This window comes from Alphaproteobacteria bacterium (assembly GCA_015231795.1).
In the GTDB taxonomy this organism is placed as follows: Bacteria; Pseudomonadota; Alphaproteobacteria; order Rhodospirillales; family WMHbin7; genus WMHbin7.
Window position 1 is genome coordinate 202989 of record JADGAX010000001.1, and the last position, 19861, is coordinate 222849.

Annotated in this window: 16 protein-coding genes and 1 tRNA gene; 10 read left to right on the plus strand and 7 right to left on the minus strand. The window is 59.9% G+C overall.

Going from position 1 to position 19861, the window contains the following annotated elements:
- Positions 1 to 1155, plus strand: a complete 1155-nt coding sequence (locus tag HQL44_00900; protein MBF0267126.1) for a response regulator — start codon at positions 1 to 3, stop codon at positions 1153 to 1155.
- Here the strand turns inward: HQL44_00900 and nadB are convergent.
- The 7 genes from nadB to HQL44_00935 form a co-directional block, all read right to left on the minus strand.
- Complete coding sequence (gene nadB, locus HQL44_00905) at positions 1139 to 2755, minus strand: L-aspartate oxidase (protein ID MBF0267127.1); 1617 nt, start codon at positions 2753 to 2755, stop codon at positions 1139 to 1141. The genes HQL44_00900 and nadB overlap by 17 nt on opposite strands.
- On the minus strand, positions 2745 to 3608 hold the full coding sequence (gene nadC / locus HQL44_00910) for a carboxylating nicotinate-nucleotide diphosphorylase (protein ID MBF0267128.1): 864 nt from the start codon (positions 3606 to 3608) through the stop codon (positions 2745 to 2747). Before nadC ends, nadB begins: the two co-directional genes overlap by 11 nt.
- Positions 3595 to 4629 (minus strand): quinolinate synthase NadA, encoded by a 1035-nt coding sequence (nadA, locus tag HQL44_00915; protein ID MBF0267129.1) that lies wholly within the window; start codon positions 4627 to 4629, stop codon positions 3595 to 3597. Before nadA ends, nadC begins: the two co-directional genes overlap by 14 nt.
- A 114-nt stretch (positions 4630 to 4743) precedes the next feature.
- Entirely contained in the window at positions 4744 to 6258 is a 1515-nt protein-coding gene (locus HQL44_00920; GenBank protein MBF0267130.1) for a malonyl-CoA synthase, read from the minus strand.
- Positions 6255 to 7598, minus strand: a complete 1344-nt coding sequence (locus tag HQL44_00925; GenBank protein MBF0267131.1) for a malonyl-CoA decarboxylase — start codon at positions 7596 to 7598, stop codon at positions 6255 to 6257. The genes HQL44_00920 and HQL44_00925 overlap by 4 nt, the downstream gene beginning before the upstream one ends.
- A gap of 19 nt (positions 7599 to 7617) precedes the next feature.
- Positions 7618 to 11073 (minus strand): pyruvate carboxylase, encoded by a 3456-nt coding sequence (gene pyc / locus HQL44_00930; protein MBF0267132.1) that lies wholly within the window; start codon positions 11071 to 11073, stop codon positions 7618 to 7620.
- A 357-nt stretch (positions 11074 to 11430) separates the two neighbouring features.
- Positions 11431 to 11520, minus strand: a tRNA-Ser gene (locus tag HQL44_00935).
- 282 nt (positions 11521 to 11802) lie between these two features.
- On the opposite strand from HQL44_00935, the gene HQL44_00940 reads away from it, so the two are divergent.
- From HQL44_00940 to HQL44_00980, 9 genes are all read left to right on the plus strand, one after another.
- On the plus strand, positions 11803 to 12435 hold the full coding sequence (locus HQL44_00940; GenBank protein MBF0267133.1) for an NUDIX domain-containing protein: 633 nt from the start codon (positions 11803 to 11805) through the stop codon (positions 12433 to 12435).
- The gene (locus HQL44_00945) at positions 12435 to 13076 is read left to right on the plus strand and encodes a DUF47 domain-containing protein (protein MBF0267134.1); all 642 of its coding nucleotides are present in this window, start codon (positions 12435 to 12437) and stop codon (positions 13074 to 13076) included. The genes HQL44_00940 and HQL44_00945 overlap by 1 nt, the downstream gene beginning before the upstream one ends.
- Positions 13077 to 13114: 38 nt before the next feature.
- Complete coding sequence (locus tag HQL44_00950) at positions 13115 to 14122, plus strand: inorganic phosphate transporter (protein MBF0267135.1); 1008 nt, start codon at positions 13115 to 13117, stop codon at positions 14120 to 14122.
- Positions 14123 to 14131: 9 nt separating this feature from the next.
- Positions 14132 to 14923 carry a YdcF family protein gene (locus HQL44_00955; protein MBF0267136.1) on the plus strand — a complete coding sequence of 264 codons (792 nt, stop codon included), beginning with the start codon at positions 14132 to 14134 and terminating at the stop codon, positions 14921 to 14923.
- A 54-nt stretch (positions 14924 to 14977) separates the two neighbouring features.
- Positions 14978 to 16009, plus strand: coding sequence for a lytic murein transglycosylase (locus tag HQL44_00960; protein ID MBF0267137.1), 1032 nt, complete (start codon positions 14978 to 14980; stop codon positions 16007 to 16009).
- Between the two features lie 65 nt (positions 16010 to 16074).
- On the plus strand, positions 16075 to 17013 hold the full coding sequence (locus HQL44_00965) for a septal ring lytic transglycosylase RlpA family protein (protein MBF0267138.1): 939 nt from the start codon (positions 16075 to 16077) through the stop codon (positions 17011 to 17013).
- A 5-nt stretch (positions 17014 to 17018) separates the two neighbouring features.
- Positions 17019 to 18161: a D-alanyl-D-alanine carboxypeptidase gene (locus tag HQL44_00970; GenBank protein MBF0267139.1), complete on the plus strand. Its 1143-nt coding sequence runs from the start codon at positions 17019 to 17021 to the stop codon at positions 18159 to 18161.
- Positions 18154 to 18780: a dTMP kinase gene (locus HQL44_00975; GenBank protein MBF0267140.1), complete on the plus strand. Its 627-nt coding sequence runs from the start codon at positions 18154 to 18156 to the stop codon at positions 18778 to 18780. Before HQL44_00970 ends, HQL44_00975 begins: the two co-directional genes overlap by 8 nt.
- Before the next feature lie 73 nt (positions 18781 to 18853).
- Positions 18854 to 19771, plus strand: a complete 918-nt coding sequence (locus HQL44_00980; GenBank protein MBF0267141.1) for a VacJ family lipoprotein — start codon at positions 18854 to 18856, stop codon at positions 19769 to 19771.
- The last annotated feature ends 90 nt before the right edge of the window (positions 19772 to 19861 follow it).

The window sequence follows — 19861 nt, forward strand, 5'->3', positions numbered from 1 at the left end:
ATGCCTGATCGGGTTCTGCTGATCGATGACGATCCCAATCTATTGTCAGGCCTTACGCGCCACCTGCATCGTGATTTCGACGTGGTGACGGCTTCTGGCGGCAATCAGGCCTTGGCGGCAGTCGAGGAATCCCTTACCACCAACCAACCATTCGCTGTGGCGCTTTGCGACATGCGCATGCCCGGCATGGATGGCATCGACACGTTGAAAGCGATCCGAGGCATTTCGCCAGAGACGGTGCGCATGATGCTGACGGGCAATGCCGATCAGCAGACGGCCATCGACGCCATCAACGAAGGCAGCATATTTCGCTTTTATACCAAGCCCTGTCCGTCGGAATTGTTGTCGGATGGATTGAAGGCGGGTTGCGCGCAGTATCATCTGGTGACGGCCGAGCGCGACTTGCTGGAAAAGACGCTGGCTGGCAGCGTTAAAGTGCTGGTCGACGTCGTTTCCTTGAACGATCCCGTCGCCTATGCCCAAGCGTCCAGGCTGCGCGAACTGGTGCGCCTGATGCTGCACTCACTGGGCATGCCTCTGCGTTGGCAGTTGGATATCTCGGCCATGCTGCTTTTTATCGGCCAGGTCGCCATCCCGCCAGAACTGATCACCAAGATGCGCGACGGCAAACCGCTGAACGATCCCGAGAAGGCCGTCATCGCCAGGGCGCCCGAGGCTGGACGCAACCTGATCGCCAACATTCCCAGATTGGGCGGCGTGGCCGAGATCGTCTATTTGCAAGACAGAGGTTTCGACGGCAGCGGCCTTCCCTTGGACGGGCCGGTGGGTCTCGACATTCCCTTCGACGCCAGATTGCTTAAAATCCTGAAGGATCTGGTTGATACGGCACGCGGAAAATCGCTGACCCGCGACATCTTCAACGCCATCGAGCGCAAGGCGCACCAATATGATCCCGACCTGCTGCACAAGGTAAGGCTGCATCTGGAAGAGGTGGTGTCGAATGTGCCGCCCCGCGAAATCGAGATATCGGTCTCGGCCCTGAAGGCTGGCTTGATGGTAACCACCGATATCCGTCTTGAAAACGGCCATCTGATTTTGGCCGCAGGAACCAGATTGTCTGATGTTCAGGTGGAACGTCTGCGCAGCCTGCGCCAGATTTTTCCCATCGTCGATCGGGTCAAGGTGCGGGTCTAAAATTCGAAGGCGTCAGAACGGTCGGTTGCGGCTTTTTCGTTTCGTCGGCTTCGGGATAATCCAGGGTGTAATGCAGCCCCCGGCTTTCCTTGCGCGCCATGGCGGAACGGATGATCAAATCCGACACCACGGCAAGGTTGCGCATTTCCAACAGGTCGTTGCGCACCTTGAAGCTGCCGTAATATTCGGCGATCTCGCCCAGCAGCAGATCGACCCGGCGCTTGGCGCGCTCAAGCCGCTTGGTGCTGCGCACGATGCCCACATAATCCCACATGAACAGGCGCAACTCGTCCCAATTGTGCGAAACCACCACTTCTTCGTCGGAATCCGTCACCCAGCTTTCATCCCAGGCGGGCAGGGCGGGCGGTTCCGGCGTGGCCGCCAGCCTATCCAGAATGTCCTTTGCTGCGGCTGAACCAAAGACCAGACATTCCAGCAATGAATTGCTGGCCATGCGGTTGGCGCCATGCAGCCCGGTATAGGCCACTTCGCCGATGGCATAAAGGCCGGGGATGTCGGTGCGGCCATTCAGATCGGTCATCACGCCGCCGCAGGTGTAATGGGCGGCGGGCACCACCGGAATCGGCTCGACCGTCATGTCCAAGCCGAATTCCAGGCATTTCGTGTAGACGGTTGGGAAATGTTCCTTGATGAAGTCGGCTGGCTGGTGGCTGATGTCCAGCCAGACATTGTCCAGGCCCAGGCGTTTCATTTCATGATCGATGGCTCTGGCCACCACGTCGCGCGGGGCCAGTTCCCCCATCGGATGGAAGCGCTGCATGAAGCGCTCGCCGCCTGGATGCAGCAGCAAATGACCGCCTTCGCCGCGCACGGCCTCGGTCACCAGAAAACTCTTGGCCTTGGGGTGGTAAAGACAGGTCGGATGGAACTGGCAGAATTCCATATTGGCGACGCGCGCACCTGCTCGCCACGCCATGGCGATGCCGTCGCCGGTGCAGCTGTCGGGGTTGCTGGTGTACAGATAGGCCTTGCTGGCGCCGCCGGTGGCCAACACGACCTTGCGGGCCTTGAACAAATGAACATGGCCGTCTTCGCGGTCGAGCGCATAGGCGCCGACGCAGCGCCCCGTCTTGCCTTCGCGGATCAAATCGACGGCGACATGGTTCTCGAACAGGTGGATATGGTCGGCATGGCGCGCCTTGTCTTCCAGCGCGGTTTCAACGGCCATGCCCGTGGCGTCGGCGGCATGCACGACGCGCCGCATCGAATGCCCCCCTTCGCGGGTCAGATGCAATATCTTGCGGCCCTTGGCGTCTGATTCCGTGGTGAAGCTGACGCCGTAATCGAGCAAGCGTTCGATCGAGGCCCTGGCCCGCTCGGCCACGAAGCGCACGGCTTTTTCGTCGCACAGGCCGCCGCCCGCGATCATGGTGTCCTTGACGTGGGAATCGACGCTGTCTTCCTCGGAAAAGACGGCGGCGATTCCGCCCTGGGCGTAAAAAGTGCTGCCTTCGCGCAAGACCTGCTTGGACAGAACGGCCACCCTGGCTTTCGGGGCCAGATCAAGGGCCAGCGTCAGTCCCGCCGCTCCGCTGCCGATCACCAGCACGTCGAACAGGTGTTCCTTGTCATTGGTCATGGGTTTGCCAATCCAGTCCGATATCGACAGCAGGCGCCGATTGCGTGATACGTCCCACGGAAACGAAATCGACGCCGGTTTCGGCGATGGCGCGAATGGTCTCCAACGAAACGCCGCCCGAAGCCTCGAGCGGAATGCGTTTGCCGACCAGATCCACCGCCTGCCTTAGTGTGTCGACGTCCATATTGTCCAATAGCAGAATGTCGGCTCCGGCCGCCAGCGCGTCTTGCACCTGTTCCAGCGTGTCGCACTCGGCCTCGATGTTGGGGCGCTTGTCGGCCTTGGCGCGGCGCACCGCCTCGGCCACCGAGCCGCAAACGGCGACGTGATTGTCCTTGATCAGCACGCCGTCATACAGGCCCATGCGGTGATTCTTGGCCCCTGCGACGCGGGTGGCGTATTTCGACAATTGGCGAAGACCTGGGATGGTCTTTCTTGTGTCCAGCAAGGCGCAGCCGGTCCCCGCGATCCGCTCGACATAGATTCTGGTCTGGGTGGCGATGCCCGACAGAAGCTGCAGCAGGTTCAGCGCCGTGCGCTCGGCGGTCAGCAGGCCTCGCGCCGGTCCTTCGATGCGGGCGATTACGCCGCCCGCCTGAAGTTTGTCGCCATCCTTGGCCAAGGCGGTAAAGATCGATCTTGGTTCGACGCGCATGAAGACGCGCTCGGCCAGGAACAATCCTGCCAGCACCATGGGCTGGCGGGCGGCCATGACGCCGGTGAAACGGGTGTCTTCGGGAATGACCGACTGCGACGTGACGTCGCCCGTTCCCACATCCTCGGCCAAGGCCGCTTCGATGACGCGGGAAATGTCGGCCTCGTCCAGGCCGGCGGGCAGACTATTCGGCGGCATTGGAAACGGCGGAGGCGGCGGCCAACGGAATGGAGGCGGAAAGTTCCAGCATGCGGTCCAGGGGTTTTAACGCGGCAAGGCGCAAGGCCTCGGGCAGTTCGATTCTGGGCGCATCGTTCAGAAGGGCCAGATAAATCTTTTCCAGCGTGTTGAGCGCCATGAAGGGGCAGCGGGCGCAATCGCACGAGCCGTCGGCGCCGGGGGCGGCGATGAACGTCTTGTGCGGCGCCGCCTTTTCCATCTGGTGGATGATATGCTTTTCCGTAGCGATGATGAATTCCGGCGCATCCGACTTCAGCACGAAATCCAGAATGCCGCGGGTCGATCCGATGTGATCGGCATGGTTCAAGATGGCTTCCGGGCATTCAGGATGGGCCGCTACCTTGGCCTTGGGATGCAGCGTCTTTAGCTTGATCAGTTCGCGCTCGGAGAACTGTTCGTGGATGATGCAGGTGCCGGGCCACAGAACCATGTTTTCGCGTCCGGTGCGCCGCTTCAGATAAGCGCCCAGATGGCGGTCGGGCGCGAACAGGATCGGCTGGTTGTCCGGCAGCGAGCGGATGATGGTTTCGGCATTCGACGAGGTGACGATGATGTCGCTAAGCGCCTTCACCTCGGCGGAACAATTGATGTAGGTCAGCGCGGTATGGTCGGGATAACGCTGGCGCATGCGGGCGAAATCCTCGGCCTTGCAGCCGTCTTCCAGCGAGCAGCCCGCCTCGGCGTCGGGAATCAGCACCAGCTTGCCGGGGCTTAGTATCTTCGCCACTTCGCCCATGAAGCGAACGCCGCAAAAGACGATCACGTCGGCGTTGGTGGCGGCCGCCCGGCGCGACAGATCCAGCGAGTCGCCAACGAAATCGGCCAGATCCTGGATTTCACCATCCTGATAGTAATGAGCCAGGATGATGGCGTTGCGCTCTTTCTTCAGGCGCACGATCTCGGCGGTCAGATCAAGCGTGGGGTCGATATCTTTTTCCTGCCGGGCCAGCGGGCCGGGCAGGACGACGGTGTCGGTCATGTCTGCTCCAATCATTCGGGGGCGCCGCGCTCCAAAGCCACCCCGAGACCATCTAATTTATTGGTAAAGGCCTGCCAGAATGCAATAACAATCTGACTACCCGTATGTGTGGGATTATGCCTTGCTTTCCAGGGTGTAAGCATCGGCCCAACGCTCTTTCAATAGATTCTTTTGTACTTTCCCCATGGCGTTGCGGGGAAGTTCAGGCACGATCAAGATGCGTTTGGGCAGTTTGAATTTGGCCAGCCGGTCCTGAAGTGCCGCCAAGACGTCTTCTTGGGAAAGTTCAACCGTTCCATCGAGGACGACGGCGGCGGTGACGCCTTCGCCGAAATCGGGATGGGCAAGGCCGAAGACCGCACTTTCCAGAACGCCCTCAAGCGCGTCGATCTCGCCTTCCACTTCCTTGGGGTAGACGTTGAAACCGCCCGTGATCACCAGATCTTTGGCGCGTCCCACGATATGGACATAGCCATCTTGATCCACCAGGCCCAGATCGCCGGTGATGAAGAATCCGTCTTCGCGAAATTCAGCTTGGGTTTTCTCGGGGTTGCGCCAATAGCCATGGCAAAGATTTGGCCCCTTCACCTCGATCATGCCGATATCGCCCTTGGGCAGCATCGCCCCGGTTTCCGCCTGCGTGATGCGCACATCGACGCCCGGCAGGGGAAAGCCAACCGTGCCCGGCCTGCGCTCTCCCTCATAGGGGTTCGATGTGTTCATGTTCGTCTCGGTCAGGCCATAGCGTTCCAAGATCGCATGGCCGGTTTGTTCTTGCCATTGACGATGCGTTTCGGCCAGCAAGGGCGCCGAGCCTGAAATGAACAGGCGCATATGGCGCAAGGCTTCTTGCGTCAGGCCCGGATGGTTCAGCAAGCGGGTGTAGAAGGTGGGAACGCCCATCATGACCGTGGCGTCCTTCAAATGCTTGATGACTTGATCGGCATCGAAACGAGGCAGAAAGATCATCGAAGCGCCGCTCATCAACACCGTATTGGTGGCGACGAACAAGCCGTGCGAATGATAGATAGGCAGCGCATGCAGCAACACATCCTGGCTGGAGAAACGCCAAATCTCGGCCAGGGTCTGGGCGTTCGACAATAAATTCTCGTGCGTGAGCATGGCGCCCTTCGAGCGCCCGGTGGTTCCCGACGTGTACAAGATGGCCGCCAGATCGTTGGCGTCGCGATTGGCGTCACAAAATTCGGCTGGGCAGGCCTGCGCCAAATCCATCAACGAGCCATGGCCTGCATGGTCCAAGGTTAAAGTGCGAAACCCTTGATCAGACGCGAAGGATTCGCGCGCGGGATCGCAAACCACTAGGCCCGGCTCGGCGTCCTTCAGGAAATAGTCAAGTTCGGCTGTCGTATAGGATGGGTTGAGCGGCAGGAAGACGGCGCCCGCCCGAACGCAGGCCAGATACAAAACCAAGGCGGGCAGGCTTTTCTCGGCTTGCAACAAAACCCGGTCTCCCGGGGAAATATTGCAAGAAACCAAGGCTTGGGACAGCCTTGCCGACAATTCCAGCAGGCCGCCATAGGTCAGAGTTCGACCGTCATCCTGTTTGGCGAAGATCTGATCAAGCCCCGGCATGCGCGAGCGGATGGCGTCGAATAGATGATTGGTCATTTCGAGCGGGCGTTTGCCAAGGCTGTTCTGGCCAGTTTGACGATGTCCTGATCGGCCACCACTTCGTCGCGGGCGGCGAAGGCTTCGTGATTGGCTTCGATATCGTCCAGCTTGTACAGATAATTCACCATCAAGCCGTAAGACTGACTTAATCCCTTGGGCGAGGGATCGCCCATGAAATTAAGGCGTTCAAGCCTTGCGCCGTTGCTTAAGTGAAAACGAGCCACCGGATCGATGATGCGCCCCGATTTCGTGCGGGCATTCATGAAATAGCTGGCCGCCAGGGGCAGCAGAATGCGGCGCATCTCGCCTTGGCGCTCTGGGCTGTCTTGCCATTTGTTTTCGTTGAAGCCCGCCAGAATGGCGTCGTCATTCTCGTTCAGCCGCCCGTTCAGGCTTTCATTTTCCAGCCATGCGGCAAAGCCAGGAACCGGCGACAGGGTGGCGAAGCTGGTCAGTTTCGGCGATTCCTGGCGCAAGACTTCGACCACCTGTTTGATCAGGAAATTGCCGAAGGAAATGCCGCGCAGCCCTTCCTGGCAATTCGAGATGGAGTAGAAGACGGCGGTGGTGGCTTGCGCGGGATCGATCTGGCTGCGCTGATTCGAAAGAACTTCGCCGATCGAAGCGGGAATGGCGGCGGTCAGCGCCACCTCGACGAAAATCAAGGGATCGCCGGGCAGTCTTGGATGAAAGAAGGCGAAGCAACGCCGGTCGGCAGGTTCCAATCGCTGGCGCAGATCGTCCCAGTCATTGATGGCGTGCACGGCCTCATATCGGATGATCTTTTCCAGAATGCTGGCGGGCGTGTTCCAGTCGATGCGCTCCAGCACCAGAAATCCGCGGTTGAACCACGACATGAACAGATGGACGAAATCCTGATCCAGATTTTCCAATTGCGGATGCGTGCGCAAATGGCGAAACAGACTTTCGCGCATGGCCACCAGACGCGCGATGCCGCCCGGCGCCAAATTCATTCGTCTTAGCAATTCCTGGCGTCTGGGTTCCGACGCCTTGTGAATCTCCAGCATGTTCTTCTGGCAAGGATCGGCGAGATAGGCGGCAACGGCAGGATCAATCTTGCTTGGTTCCGGCCCAAAATGCTCGACCAGTTCCAGCAGGAAGGCCAAGCGTCCGGCCTCGTCCAAACGGTCCCATTGGCGGGCGATGCGTTCGGCCAGCGCCATGCCCGAGGCTTCGCCCAGGCTGGAAAGAAGCGTCTCGCACTGTTTGCCAAGATGCTGGCTGTCGGTCGGCCCATCATCGGGGCCAAGACCGGCCAGCGAGCGCCCCTTCTCGAGGATGCCGCGCAGCAAGCCGCCCAAGTAGGGAACCATCATGACAAGCACCTTCCCTTATTCAGCCCTGCATGCTGACCAACAGATCCTTGGCGTCAACGGCATCGCCGGAATGGACATGGATTTTCTGCACCGTTCCCTCGGCTTCCGCCCTGACGGCGGTTTCCATCTTCATGGCTTCGATCGACAGCAGCACATCGCCTTTGGCGACCTTCTGGCCTTTGGTGACGGCCACGCTGACCACGGTGCCCGGCATGGGGGCACCGACCTCCAGCGGATTGTTCTCGCTGGCCTTCGGCCTGGCCTGCTTGGTCGGCGTGCGCGAGCGGTCTTGCACGCGCACCGATCTGGGCTGGCCGTTCAGTTCGAAGAAGACTGTGGCTTCGCCCGCTTCGTCGGCGTCGCTTTTGGTCAGGAAGCGCACGATCAAAGCCCTGCCGGTCTCGACATGGATCGAAATTTCCTGCTCGGGGATCATGCCGTGGAAGAATACCGGCGTGGGCAGAACGCTGACATCGCCATACAGCTTCATATGTTCGGCATAGTCCAGGAACACTTTGGGATACATCAGATACGAAGCAAGTTCGTCGTCGCTGATCTGGCGTCCGATCTTTTGCTCGACCTCGCTTTTCGTCTTCTCGAGATCGACCGGCGCCAGCACCTTGCCTGGACGCACGGTAATCGGGGTTTGGCCCTTCAGCACCTTCTTTTGCAAGGCTTCGGGGAATCCGCCGACCGGCTGGCCCATATCGCCCTTGAAGAATGAGATCACGGAATCCGGGAAGGCGATTTCGCGCTCGGGGTCCATGATCATGTCGGGCGTCAGGCTGTTGGTGACCATGGTCAGCGCCATGTCGCCCACCACTTTCGAACTGGGCGTCACCTTCACGATGTCGCCGAACAGATGGTTGACGTCGGCATAGGCCTTGGCGATGTCCAGCCAGTGCTTCTCCAGCCCCATCGAGCGGGCCTGTTCCTTGAGATTCGTGAACTGGCCGCCCGGCATTTCATGCAGATAAACTTCCGAGGCGCCGGTGGTCTGATAGGCTTCGAAGGCGCCGTAATTCTTGCGCACCTGTTCCCAATAGCCCGACAGCCTGCGAACCGACTCGCTGGACAGCCCGGTGTCGCGCTCGGTGTTGCGAAGCGCTTCGACGATTGATCCCAGGCAGGGCTGCGAGGTGGTGCCGCTGAAGGAATCCATGGCGGCGTCCACGGCGTCGATCCCGGCATCGACCGCCGCCAGAATGCTGGCCGCCGCAATGCCGCTGGTGTCATGGGTGTGGAAATGAATGGGCAGGCCGATTTCTTCCTTCAGCGCCTTGACCAGCACCTTGGCGGCGGCGGGCTTCAACAGGCCCGCCATATCCTTGATGCCCAGGATATGGGCGCCCGCCTTCTCCAATTCCTTGGCCATGCCGACATAGTATTTCAGGTCGTATTTGGCGCGCTTGGGATCGAGAATGTCGCCCGTATAGCAGACGGCGGCTTCGCACAGCTTGCCGGTATCGATCACGGCATCCATGGCGACGCGCATGTTTTCGACCCAGTTCAGGGAATCGAAAACGCGAAACAGGTCCATGCCAGCTTCGGCCGAGCGTTTGACGAAGAACTGCACCACATTGTCGGGATAGTTGGTGTAGCCGACGCCGTTGGCCGAACGCAGCAGCATTTGCGTCAGAATGTTCGGAGCCAGACGGCGCAATTCGCGCAGACGGTCCCACGGATCTTCCTTCAAGAAGCGCATGGCGACGTCGAAGGTGGCGCCGCCCCAGCATTCCAGCGAGAACAATTCAGGCATCAGGCGCGCATAGGCGGGAGCCACGGCATACATGTCGTGGCTGCGCATGCGGGTCGCCAGCAGGGATTGATGGGCGTCGCGCATGGTGGTGTCGGTGATCAGAACGCGCTTTTCGCCCAGCATCCATTGGGCGAAACCTTTCGCCCCCAGCCGCTCCAACTGCTGGCGCGTGCCGGGTTGCCATTCCTCGGCCAGATCGTGGGGCACATGCGGCGAGCCGAAGGTTTCCGGCGTCTTGCGTCCCTTGGTTTCCGGGTTGCCGTTGACCATCACTTCGCCCACGAAATTCAACAGGCGGGTGGCGCGGTCGCGCCGCTTGGGGAAATGGAACAGTTCCGGCGTGTCATCAATGAAGGTGGTGGTGTAGTCGCCTTCCAGGAAATGCGGATGATTCACCACATTCTCCAAGAAACGCAGATTGGTTTTGACGCCGCGCACGCGAAATTCGCGAAGTGCTCGATCCATGCGGTGGATGGCGTCCTGTGGTTCCTGCGCCCAGGCGGTCACCTTGACCAGCAATGAATCGTAATAACGCGTGATGCGGGCGCCGGAATAGGCGGTGCCCGCATCAAGGCGGATGCCGAAACCGGCCGAGCTGCGATAGTTGGTGATCTGACCGTAATCGGGGGCGAAATCCTTCTCGGGGTCTTCGGCGGTGACGCGGCATTGCAGGGCATGGCCGTTGAGCGGAATGTCTTCTTGCTTGGGCAGGCCGCTGCCCGCTTCGCCCAGCATCTTTCCTTCGGCGACCAGAATCTGGGCGCGGATCAAATCGAAGCCGGTCACACATTCGGTGACCGTATGCTCAACCTGGATGCGCGGATTGACTTCGATGAAATAGAAGGCTTTGGTGTCGGCGTCTTGCAGGAATTCCACCGTGCCCGCATTCTTGTAATTGGCCGTGCGGGCCAGTTTCAGCGCGTAATCGGTCAATTCGGTGCGTTGCTTGGCGTCGAAATAGGGGGCGGGAGCGCGCTCGACCACTTTCTGATGGCGACGCTGCACCGTGCAGTCTCGCTCATAGAAATGCACCACATTGCCATGCGCGTCGCCCAGGATTTGCACCTCGACGTGGCGCGCCTTCCTGACCAGCTTTTCCAGATAGATTTCGTCATTGCCAAAGGCGGCCTTGGCCTCGCGCCTGGCGGCCGCCACATTTTCCAGCAACTGGTCGGCGCTCTCGACGACGCGCATGCCGCGCCCGCCGCCGCCCCAACTGGCCTTGATCATGACCGGGAAACCAACCTTTTGGGCCAGCGGCATGATTTTGGAATCGTCATGGGGCAGGGGATCGGTGGCGGGCATGACGGGAATGCCAGCCTTGATCGCCATTTCGCGGGCCAGCACCTTGTTGCCAAGGGCGCGCATGGTCTCGGGCGAGGGGCCGACGAAGATGATGCCCCCATTGGCGCAGGCCTCGGCGAAATCGGGATTCTCGGCCAAGAAGCCATAGCCGGGGTGAATGGCCTGGGCGCCGGTTTCGTGGGCGATGCGGATGATGTCGTGAATGTCGAGATAGGCGTCGACAGGCTTTTTGCCCAGGCCGACCAGATAACTTTCGTCCGCCTTGAAACGGTGCAGCGAGAAACGGTCTTCCTGCGAGAAGATGGCCACTGTCTCGATGCCAAGCTCGCTGGCCGCCCGCATGACGCGAATGGCGATCTCGCCACGGTTGGCGATCAGGATTTTGCGTATTCCGCCGTGACGGTGTCTCATGACATCTCCTTAATGACCTATGCTGTTGGCGGGCAAAAGCCCGGCCATTTCGCAACTGCGAAATATGAGCGGGCAAAGCTCCTGAAGCAACAGGAATGTGGGGAAATTGCAGTGCTAAAAGTTAGATCGCTGCGCAAATTCGCCCTTTGGCGGGCGTTTCCTATCCGCAAGGGTGGGGTTTGCGAAATTTTGTTTCAAAGCAGGCGGTCGCACTGAGCCATTGGCGGAAGGGGTGGGATTGGGTCGCTTCGCTCCCCGCCACTCGCGCGAGCCAAATGCGCGCTCGTGGTCGAACTGGGTTCATTCACCGCATCCACTCAACCACCGAAAAAGGCCCCGTAAAGGGGCCGTTTTCGGTGGCGGAAGGGGTGGGATTCGAACCCACGGTGGTATTGCTACCACGCCGGTTTTCAAGACCGGTGCCTTAAACCGCTCGACCACCCTTCCATGCCAGCGAGCCGTTGATTTAGCGCAGCCTGTGGGCAATGTCCATGACTGGCCGAGAATTCTTGTGTCAGTTGGCGCTGGAACGGTGGTTAACGTTTCCTGATCTTCGATATTCTCTGGCGCGTCCTTTAGTGCTAAAGGTTGTTGCGTCAAAGCTCTCTTGCCCCCAAATATTGACAACTGTCATAAATCTGTAATATTTAGCGTCTGCTTCAGGTCGTTTGGGGCCGAACACAGGGGACATCGTTGGGAAAAGCCCGCAATCTCATTCAATACGCGGCCATGCCGTTTCGCATGGGCCGGGACGAAGCCGAGGTGCTGCTGGTGACCTCGCGCGAGACCAAGCGCTGGATTCTGCCCAAGGGCAACCCCGAGAGGAAGAAGAAGTCTTACGAAGTCGCCGCCGCCGAGGCCTTCGAGGAAGCTGGATTGAAGGGCAAGGCCAGCGAAAAACCCTTTTACACGTTCGATTCCGTCAAGCGGATGAAATCGGGAAAGATGGTGCCTTGCCGGGTGCGTGTCTTTTCGCTGGCGGTGAAAAAGGAATATGCGCGCTGGCCTGAGAAGGACGAGCGCGAGCGCGCCTGGATGAGCTTCGCAGAAGCAGCCAATAATGCGGGCGAGGCTGGGTTGGTTTTGTTGTTCCTGGAACTGGCGGCCGATCCGGACTTGGCGCTTGAGAAAATCAAGCCGAAGCTGAAAGCGAAGGCCAAAGCCAAGCCGAAGCTGAAAGCGAAGGCCAAAGCCAAGCCGAAGCTGAAAGCGAAGGCCAAAGCCAAGCCGAAGCTGAAGGCGAAGGCCAAAGCTAAGCCGAAGCTGAAGGCGAAGGCAAAAACCAAGCCGAAGCTGAAGGCCAAATTAAAGGTCAAATCCAAACAGAAACCGAAAACCAAAACCAAAAAAGGAGCCGCATAATGCGCTTCATCCGCTATCTGATGCCCAAGGAAGAGCGCTTTATCGATTACTTCTCTGCCCATGCCGGTTGCATCGTGACGGCGTCGGTGGCGCTGCGCGCCATGATGCGCGCCGAAACGGCCGAGGAGCGGGAAAAGCATTTCAAGGATGTGTGCCGCATCGAAGGCGAAGCCGACATGATCGCGCGCGAAACCATGAAAGCCTTGCATCGCGCCTTCATCACCCCGTTCGACCGTTCGGACATTCATGCGCTGTCCACGGCCCTTGACGACGCCGTGGATCTGATCGAGGAAGTGGCGCAGCATTCCGTTTTGTACCGCGTGGCCAATTTCAGTCCGGTCATGATGGAAATGGGGACCATGATCGAGGATGGCGCGCGCCTTCTGACCGAGGCCATTCCCATGCTGTCCAACATTTCGCGCAACGCCGAGCGCATCAATTCCCTGTGCGAGCGCGTTGGCAAGATCGAGAGCGAGGCCGACCGCGTCCTGCGCCGCGCCATGTCAGACCTGATCGCCCAAGACCCGCCGACAATCGAGTTTCTGGGCCGCAAGGAAGTCTATGAACTTCTAGAGACCGTGACGGATCGTTGCGACGACGTGTCCGATCTCATCGAAGGCATTCTGCTCGACCACGTTTAGGCTTTTCATTCCGTTCCGCCCCGAAAGCCCTGTCTGCAATGGACGCCCTTACGCTTAGCATCCCCGCCCTGGCGGGAATCATCCTGATCGCGCTGGCCTTCGATTTCATCAACGGCCTGCACGATGCGGCCAATTCGATCGCCACCGTGGTTTCCACCAGGGTCCTGCCGCCCAAATGGGCTGTCGCCTGGGCGGCGTTCTTCAATTTCATCGCCTTTATGTTCTTTGGCTTGCATGTCGCCCAGACGGTCGGCACCGGCATCGTCTCGCCCAGCGTGATCGACCCCATCGTGATCCTGACGGCGCTTCTGGGCGCCATTTTCTGGAATCTGTTCACTTGGTGGCTGGGGTTTCCTTCGTCCAGTTCGCACGCGCTGATCGGCGGCATCGCGGGTGCTGGCTTGGCAAAGGCGGGAACCGACGCCATCGTCTTGACGGGGTTTACGAAAACCGGCGTCGCCATCGTGTTGTCGCCGGTGGTCGGCTTCGCCCTGGCTTTGGTGCTGATCATCATCGTTTCCTGGATTTGCCGCAAAATGGTGCCCACCCAGGTCGATCGCAAATTCAGATTGTTTCAGTTGGTGTCCGCCGCCTTTTATTCGCTGGGCCACGGCGGCAACGACGCCCAGAAAACCATGGGCATCATCGCTGTCTTGCTGTTCACGCAAGGCCATTTGGGCGACAGCTTTTACGTTCCCTTTTGGGTGATCATTTCCGCTCAGTTGGCGATGGGACTTGGCACGTTGATGGGCGGCTGGCGGATCGTGAAGACCCTGGGGTCGCGCATCACGGATCTGAAACCCTATCAAGGGTTCTGCGCCGAAACGGCGGGCGCCATCACCTTGTTCGGCGCCACTTGGCTGGGCATCCCCGTTTCCACCACGCACACGATAACCGGAGCCATCGTGGGCGTCGGTTCGGCCAGACGAACCTCGGCCGTGCGCTGGTCCTTGGCGGCCAATATCGTCTGGGCCTGGATATTCACCATTCCGGCGGCGGGCGGCGTCGCTTATGGCCTCTATGCACTGACCCACGCTTTCAATTAGTCTGTGGGGATGGATTTCATCCTTTCCAAGATTTTGTGGCTGGCGGTCAATCCGGGCAATCTGCTTTTGATCGTGCTGACGCTGTCCCTGCCGCTGCTTTACCGGCGCAAGGGCGTCGTTCTGGGGCGGCGCTTGGTGGTTGGCGTTACGTTCTTGTTGCTGATCTTCGCCATTCTTCCCGTGGGACGCTGGCTGATCGTGCCTTTGGAAGCGCGCTTTCCGGCCAAACCAGCGCCGGAACGGGTGGATGGCATCATCGTTCTGGGCGGTTTCGTCGATACCGTCCTTAGCCAAAAGACGGGCAGGGTTGAAGTGGGCGGCGCGGTCGAGCGCCTGTTCGCCATGATCGAACTGGCGAACCGCCACCCGAAGGCCAAGATCATTTTCTCGGGCGGATCGGGCAGCTTGCTTTATCCCGAAGCCAGGGAAGCGCCGCTGGTCAAACAACTGCTGCAAGAGATCGGTTTTGACGCCAACCGGGCGATCTTCGAGGACCGCTCGCGCAACACCCATGAAAACGCCGTCTTTTCGAAGGAACTGGGACAGCCAGTGGCGGGCGAAACCTGGCTATTGGTGACCTCGGCTGCGCATATGCCCAGGGCCGTTGGTTGTTTCAGGCGCCAAGATTGGAATGTTTCGGCCTGGCCGGTTGATTATGTCACCGACGGAGAATTGCATCTGGACCTGGGTTTCAACTTGGCGGGAAAGTTGGGACTTTTCGGCGCCGCCATCCATGAATGGCTTGGCCTGATTTCCTACGCCGCCATGGATCGGACCAGTCAGGTTTTTCCCGCCCCTTGAGGGCAAGCGCTTTTTCTGCCAAAAGGGCGGGTCTCGTTCAAACAGGTGTATCCCATGCGCAAGGCTTCGGCTGCTTTCCTGCTTCTCGCCCTTTTATCCGCCTGCGCGGCTCCGTCCAGCACGGAACCCGGCAAGGAAGGTGCTGCCGCCACCAGCCCGGGGCAGGCCGAATCCCAAGCGCCCAAGCAGGAATTCCAGCTCTGGCTTGCCGATTTCAGGAAACAGGCCAAGACATCGGGGATTTCCGAGGAAACGCTGGCTGCCGCGCTGGATGGCATCTCGCCGATACCAAGGGTGATCGAACTTGACCGGGCGCAGCCGGAATTCAAGCTGACCTTCAGGAAATACATGGATCGCGTGGCGCCTATCTCCAGGGTCGAGAAGGGGCGCAAAATGGTAAAGACTCATGCCGCGCTTTTGAAGGACATCAGCGCGAAATATGGGGTTCCGTCGCGCTTCATCGTCGCCTTGTGGGGCGTGGAGACCGATTTCGGGCGCGTTTCCGGCGGTTTCCCCGTCATTCCGGCTTTGGCGACCTTGGCCCATGAAGGGCGACGCGCCGCCTTCTTCAGGGGCGAGTTGCTGGATGCCCTGCGCATCTTGAACCAGGGCCATATAACGCCCGCCGCCATGAGCGGTTCATGGGCGGGTGCTATGGGCCAAGTGCAGTTCATGCCATCCAGCTTCCTGAAATTCGCCGTAGACGAGGATGGCGACGGCAAGCGCGACATCTGGGGCAGCACGCCAGACGCCCTGGCCAGCGCCGCCAATTACCTGTCCAAGTCTGGCTGGCGCGACGATATCGGCTGGGGCCGGGCCGTTGCTCTTCCGGTCGACTTCGATTCGGCCCTGATCGGTCTCGAGACTCGCAAGACCTTGGAAGAGTGGAGCGATCTTGGCGTCGCCTCGAAGGACGGACAGCCCTTGCCGAAGCGCGCCGTCACGGCCTCGTTGGTGCGTCCGGAAAGCGGCGGCGAGGATATCTTCCTGGTTTATGATAATTATCGCGTTATCATGAAGTGGAACCGCTCGCATTTCTTCGCCACCGCCGTCGGGCATCTTGCCGATCGCATCGGCTCGCCCTAATATACAAAACCTATTGGCTGGCGGGACCGGCTTAACTAACTATGGTGGCGATTCCTTTGCTGAAGATGACGAACAACAGGCATGCCGCCCTGTTGCTGGGGCTGGTTCTGGCGCTTGGCGGCTGCGCCGAGATGCGTCTGGCGACCCATGCGACCAAGCTGGGCAATGATCCCAGCGCCCTGCCGGGCACGTACAAGGTTGGCAATCCCTATCAGATCAACGGCGTCTGGTATTATCCGGCCGAGGATTTTAATTACGACGAAACCGGCATCGCTTCCTGGTACGGCCCGGGCTTTCACGCCAAGACGACGGCCAATGGCGAAACCTTCGACCAGAACGACGTGACGGCGGCGCATCGCACGCTGCCCATGCCCAGCCTTGTGCGGGTGACCAATCTGGACAATGGGCGCGTGTTGACGGTCAGGGTCAATGACCGCGGACCCTATGCGCAAGGACGCATTCTGGATCTGTCGCGCCGCTCGGCGCAGCTTTTGGGATTCGAAGGCAAAGGCACGGCGCGCGTGCGCGTGCAGATACTGCCCGAGGAAAGCCGCCAACTGGCCGCCGCCTATGCGGGGCAGACGGCCAACGGCAAGAAGGAAGCGGCGCAGGTGGCGGCGGCTCCGCGCGAAACCGTGACCTCGCAAACCTTGGATGGCGCGCCGTCCGCGCAAAAACCCGCGACGGTTTCCCCGCCATCCAGGCTCAACCAAGCCGCTTCGGCGCCGATCAGCGATTTGAAATCACAGCCCGTGCAGCAAGTGGCGCCGCGCTCGACCAATATGTTCATTCAGGCCGGCTCCTTTGCCCGCTACGACAATGCGCAAAGATTGTCGGCCCGCCTGTCGCCGCTGGGCCAGGCCAGCATCACCCAGGTCAATATCGGCGCGCAGCCGATGTTCCGCGTGCGCCTTGGCCCCATCGCCAGTCTGGACGAGGCCGACCGCATGCTCGATCAGATCGTGCGCTCGGGCGCGCCCGACGCCAAGCTGATTGTCGACTGATGGCTATGATCATCGCCAAGCCGATGCGCATGTCCCTTTTTGCCGCCCTGATTCTGGCCATGATTCCCGCCAGGGCCTTTGCCATGGACATCTTCGCCCAGCAGGCGATGATGATCGATTACCGCACCGGATCTGTGTTGCTGTCCAAGAACGCCGACGAGTTGATGGCGCCGTCGTCGATGAGCAAGTTGATGACCATCTATCTTTTGTTCGAGGCCTTGAAGCACGGCACCGTCAAGCTGAACGACAGTTTTCCGGTCAGCGAGAAGGCCTGGCGGATGGGCGGTTCGAAGATGTTCGTCAAAGTGGGCGAGCGCGTGCGCGTGGAGGATTTGATCCGCGGCATCATCATCCAGTCGGGCAACGACGCTTGCGTGGTGGTGGCGGAAGGTCTGGCGCGTACCGAAGCCGGATTTGCCGACGCCATGACCTCGAAGGGCCGCGAACTGGGGCTGAAACATTCGACCTTCAAGAACGCCAGCGGCTGGCCCGATCCAGAACACCTGATGACCGCCGAAGATCTGGCGATCCTGTCCCGCCACCTGATTGCCGACTTCCCGGAATATTACCACTATTTCGGAGAGACGGAATTCACCTTCAACGGCATCACCCAGCCCAACCGCAACATTCTGCTTGAACGCAATTTGGGCGTCGACGGCTTGAAGACCGGCCATACCGAGGCCGGCGGTTTCGGCATCGTGATTTCCGGCACGCGAGAAGGGCGGCGCTTGATCCTGGCCATCAATGGCCTAAACAGCATGAAGGAGCGGATCGAGGAAGCCGGGCGTCTGCTTGATTGGGGCTTTCGCGAGTATGAGAATGTCGCTCTCTTCAAGGCGAACGAGCTGGTGACCGACGTTCCGGTCTGGCTGGGCGACAAGCCGCAAGTGGCGATGTCGATCGGCCAGGGCGTGGAACTGACGGTTCTCAAGCGGGCCAGGAAGACGATGAAAGTGGCGGTCGAGATGGACTCGCCCATCTCGGCGCCCATCGCCAAGGGTGCGGTGATCGGCAAGCTGGTTGTCTCGGGTCCGGAAATCGAGAGCCGGGAATATCCGCTGCGCGCCGTCGAAACCATCGACCGATTGGGATTCTTCGGTCGTCTGGTCGCCGCCTTCAAATACATCGTCTGGGGACCCAATGGGTAAATTCATCACCCTCGAAGGCGGAGAGGGTGGGGGAAAATCGACCCAGGCAAAGCGGCTGGCCGCTTTTCTGGAAGGCAAGGGGTGCAGGGTTCTCCTGACCCGCGAGCCGGGGGGAAGCCCTGGCGCCGAGGATATTCGCAAGCTGCTGGTTTCGGGCGAGTCGGGGCGCTGGGACGCCATGACCGAAGCGTTGCTGCACACGGCGGCTAGGCGTGACCACTTGCAGCGCACCGTTCATCCCGCCATCGAAAGCGGCTTGTGGGTGATCAGCGACCGTTTCGTAGATTCCACCGTCGCCTATCAGGGCTATGGCCATGAATTGGGGGCCGAGCGCATCTTCGAGTTGCACCGCATCGCCAATGCCAGCTTCATGCCCGACCTGACGCTGATCCTCGATCTGCCGGTCGAAGAGGGGCTGGGACGCGCCAACAGCCGGGGCGGGGGCGAAGACCGCTACGAACGGATGAAACAAGATTTCCACCACCGCCTGCGCCAAGGATTTCAAGATATCGCCGCCCGTCAGCCGGATCGCTGCAAGATCGTCAACGCCGCGTTGAATGTCGATGCTGTGGCGGCGCAAATTCAAGCGATTGTCAGCCAAAAGTTCGGATTGGCTTGATTTGCAGGCAAAGCCGCCATATCAGTTTTCAATCGATTTGTGTTTTGGCTTTTCTGTCGGGGCGGCGTGATTCATGGGAGCTTTCAGACCATTTCTCGCGGCATGCGCCTTGACGGCCTTGCTGGCTGGTTGCGCCACGCCGCCGCCTGCCTCGAACAAGCCGGCTTTGGCTGAATACAAACAGACCAATGATCCCGGCGAACCCACGAACCGCGCTATTTTCGCGGCCAACCAATGGGTGGATGGCGGAGTCATCAAGCCGGTGGCCAAAGGCTACGGCGCCTATGTTCCAGCCCCGGTCCGCAAAAGCATCCGCTCGTTCTTGACGAACATGCATGAACCTTGGACCTTCGTGAACGAAGTGCTGCAAGGCGAAATAAAGCGATCCGGCGTGACCCTGGGGCGGTTTTGCGTCAACACGACGGCGGGCGTGCTGGGCCTGTTCGATCTCATGGATGAAAAACTGGGACCAGCCCATGAGGAAGATTTCGGCCAGACATTGGCCGTCTGGGGGGTTGGCGAGGGGCCGTTCGTCACCTTGCCGCTGTTGGGGCCATCCAATCCCCGCGATGCCGTGGGCAAGGTCGCGGGCTTTGTCGCCGACCCCGCCAGCTTGGCGCTGGCCCTGGTGGTGCCACCCTATGGCATGGCGGGCATTGCGGTTGTCGACGGCATCGATACCCGCGAAAAATACATAGCGCCGCTGGACGAGGTTGAACGCACCTCGCTGGATTATTACGCCTCGTTGCGCAGCATGTACCGGCAAAAGCGCGCCAAGGATATCGGCAATGGCAAGGCAGCAGCACCTCAGCCGATGGATTACGACTTGTTCGAAGAATCCCCCCCGGCTCCGGTCAAGCCTGTCAGCGCGTCTGGAACAACAGCGCCATCCGCGCCATCCGCGCCCGCCGCCAGCGTGGGCGACGAACAAAGGCAGATGGACGATTTGGTCAAACAGATGCGGGCCAGAGTCAGCGGTTTGAAATCATAGCAGATTGTCCGAAATCTGCCCCGTTTTGAACATAGCCAATTCCAACAAGCAAACTTGCCGTAAGCAGCCCTTTCTCTGCTACACTTGCCT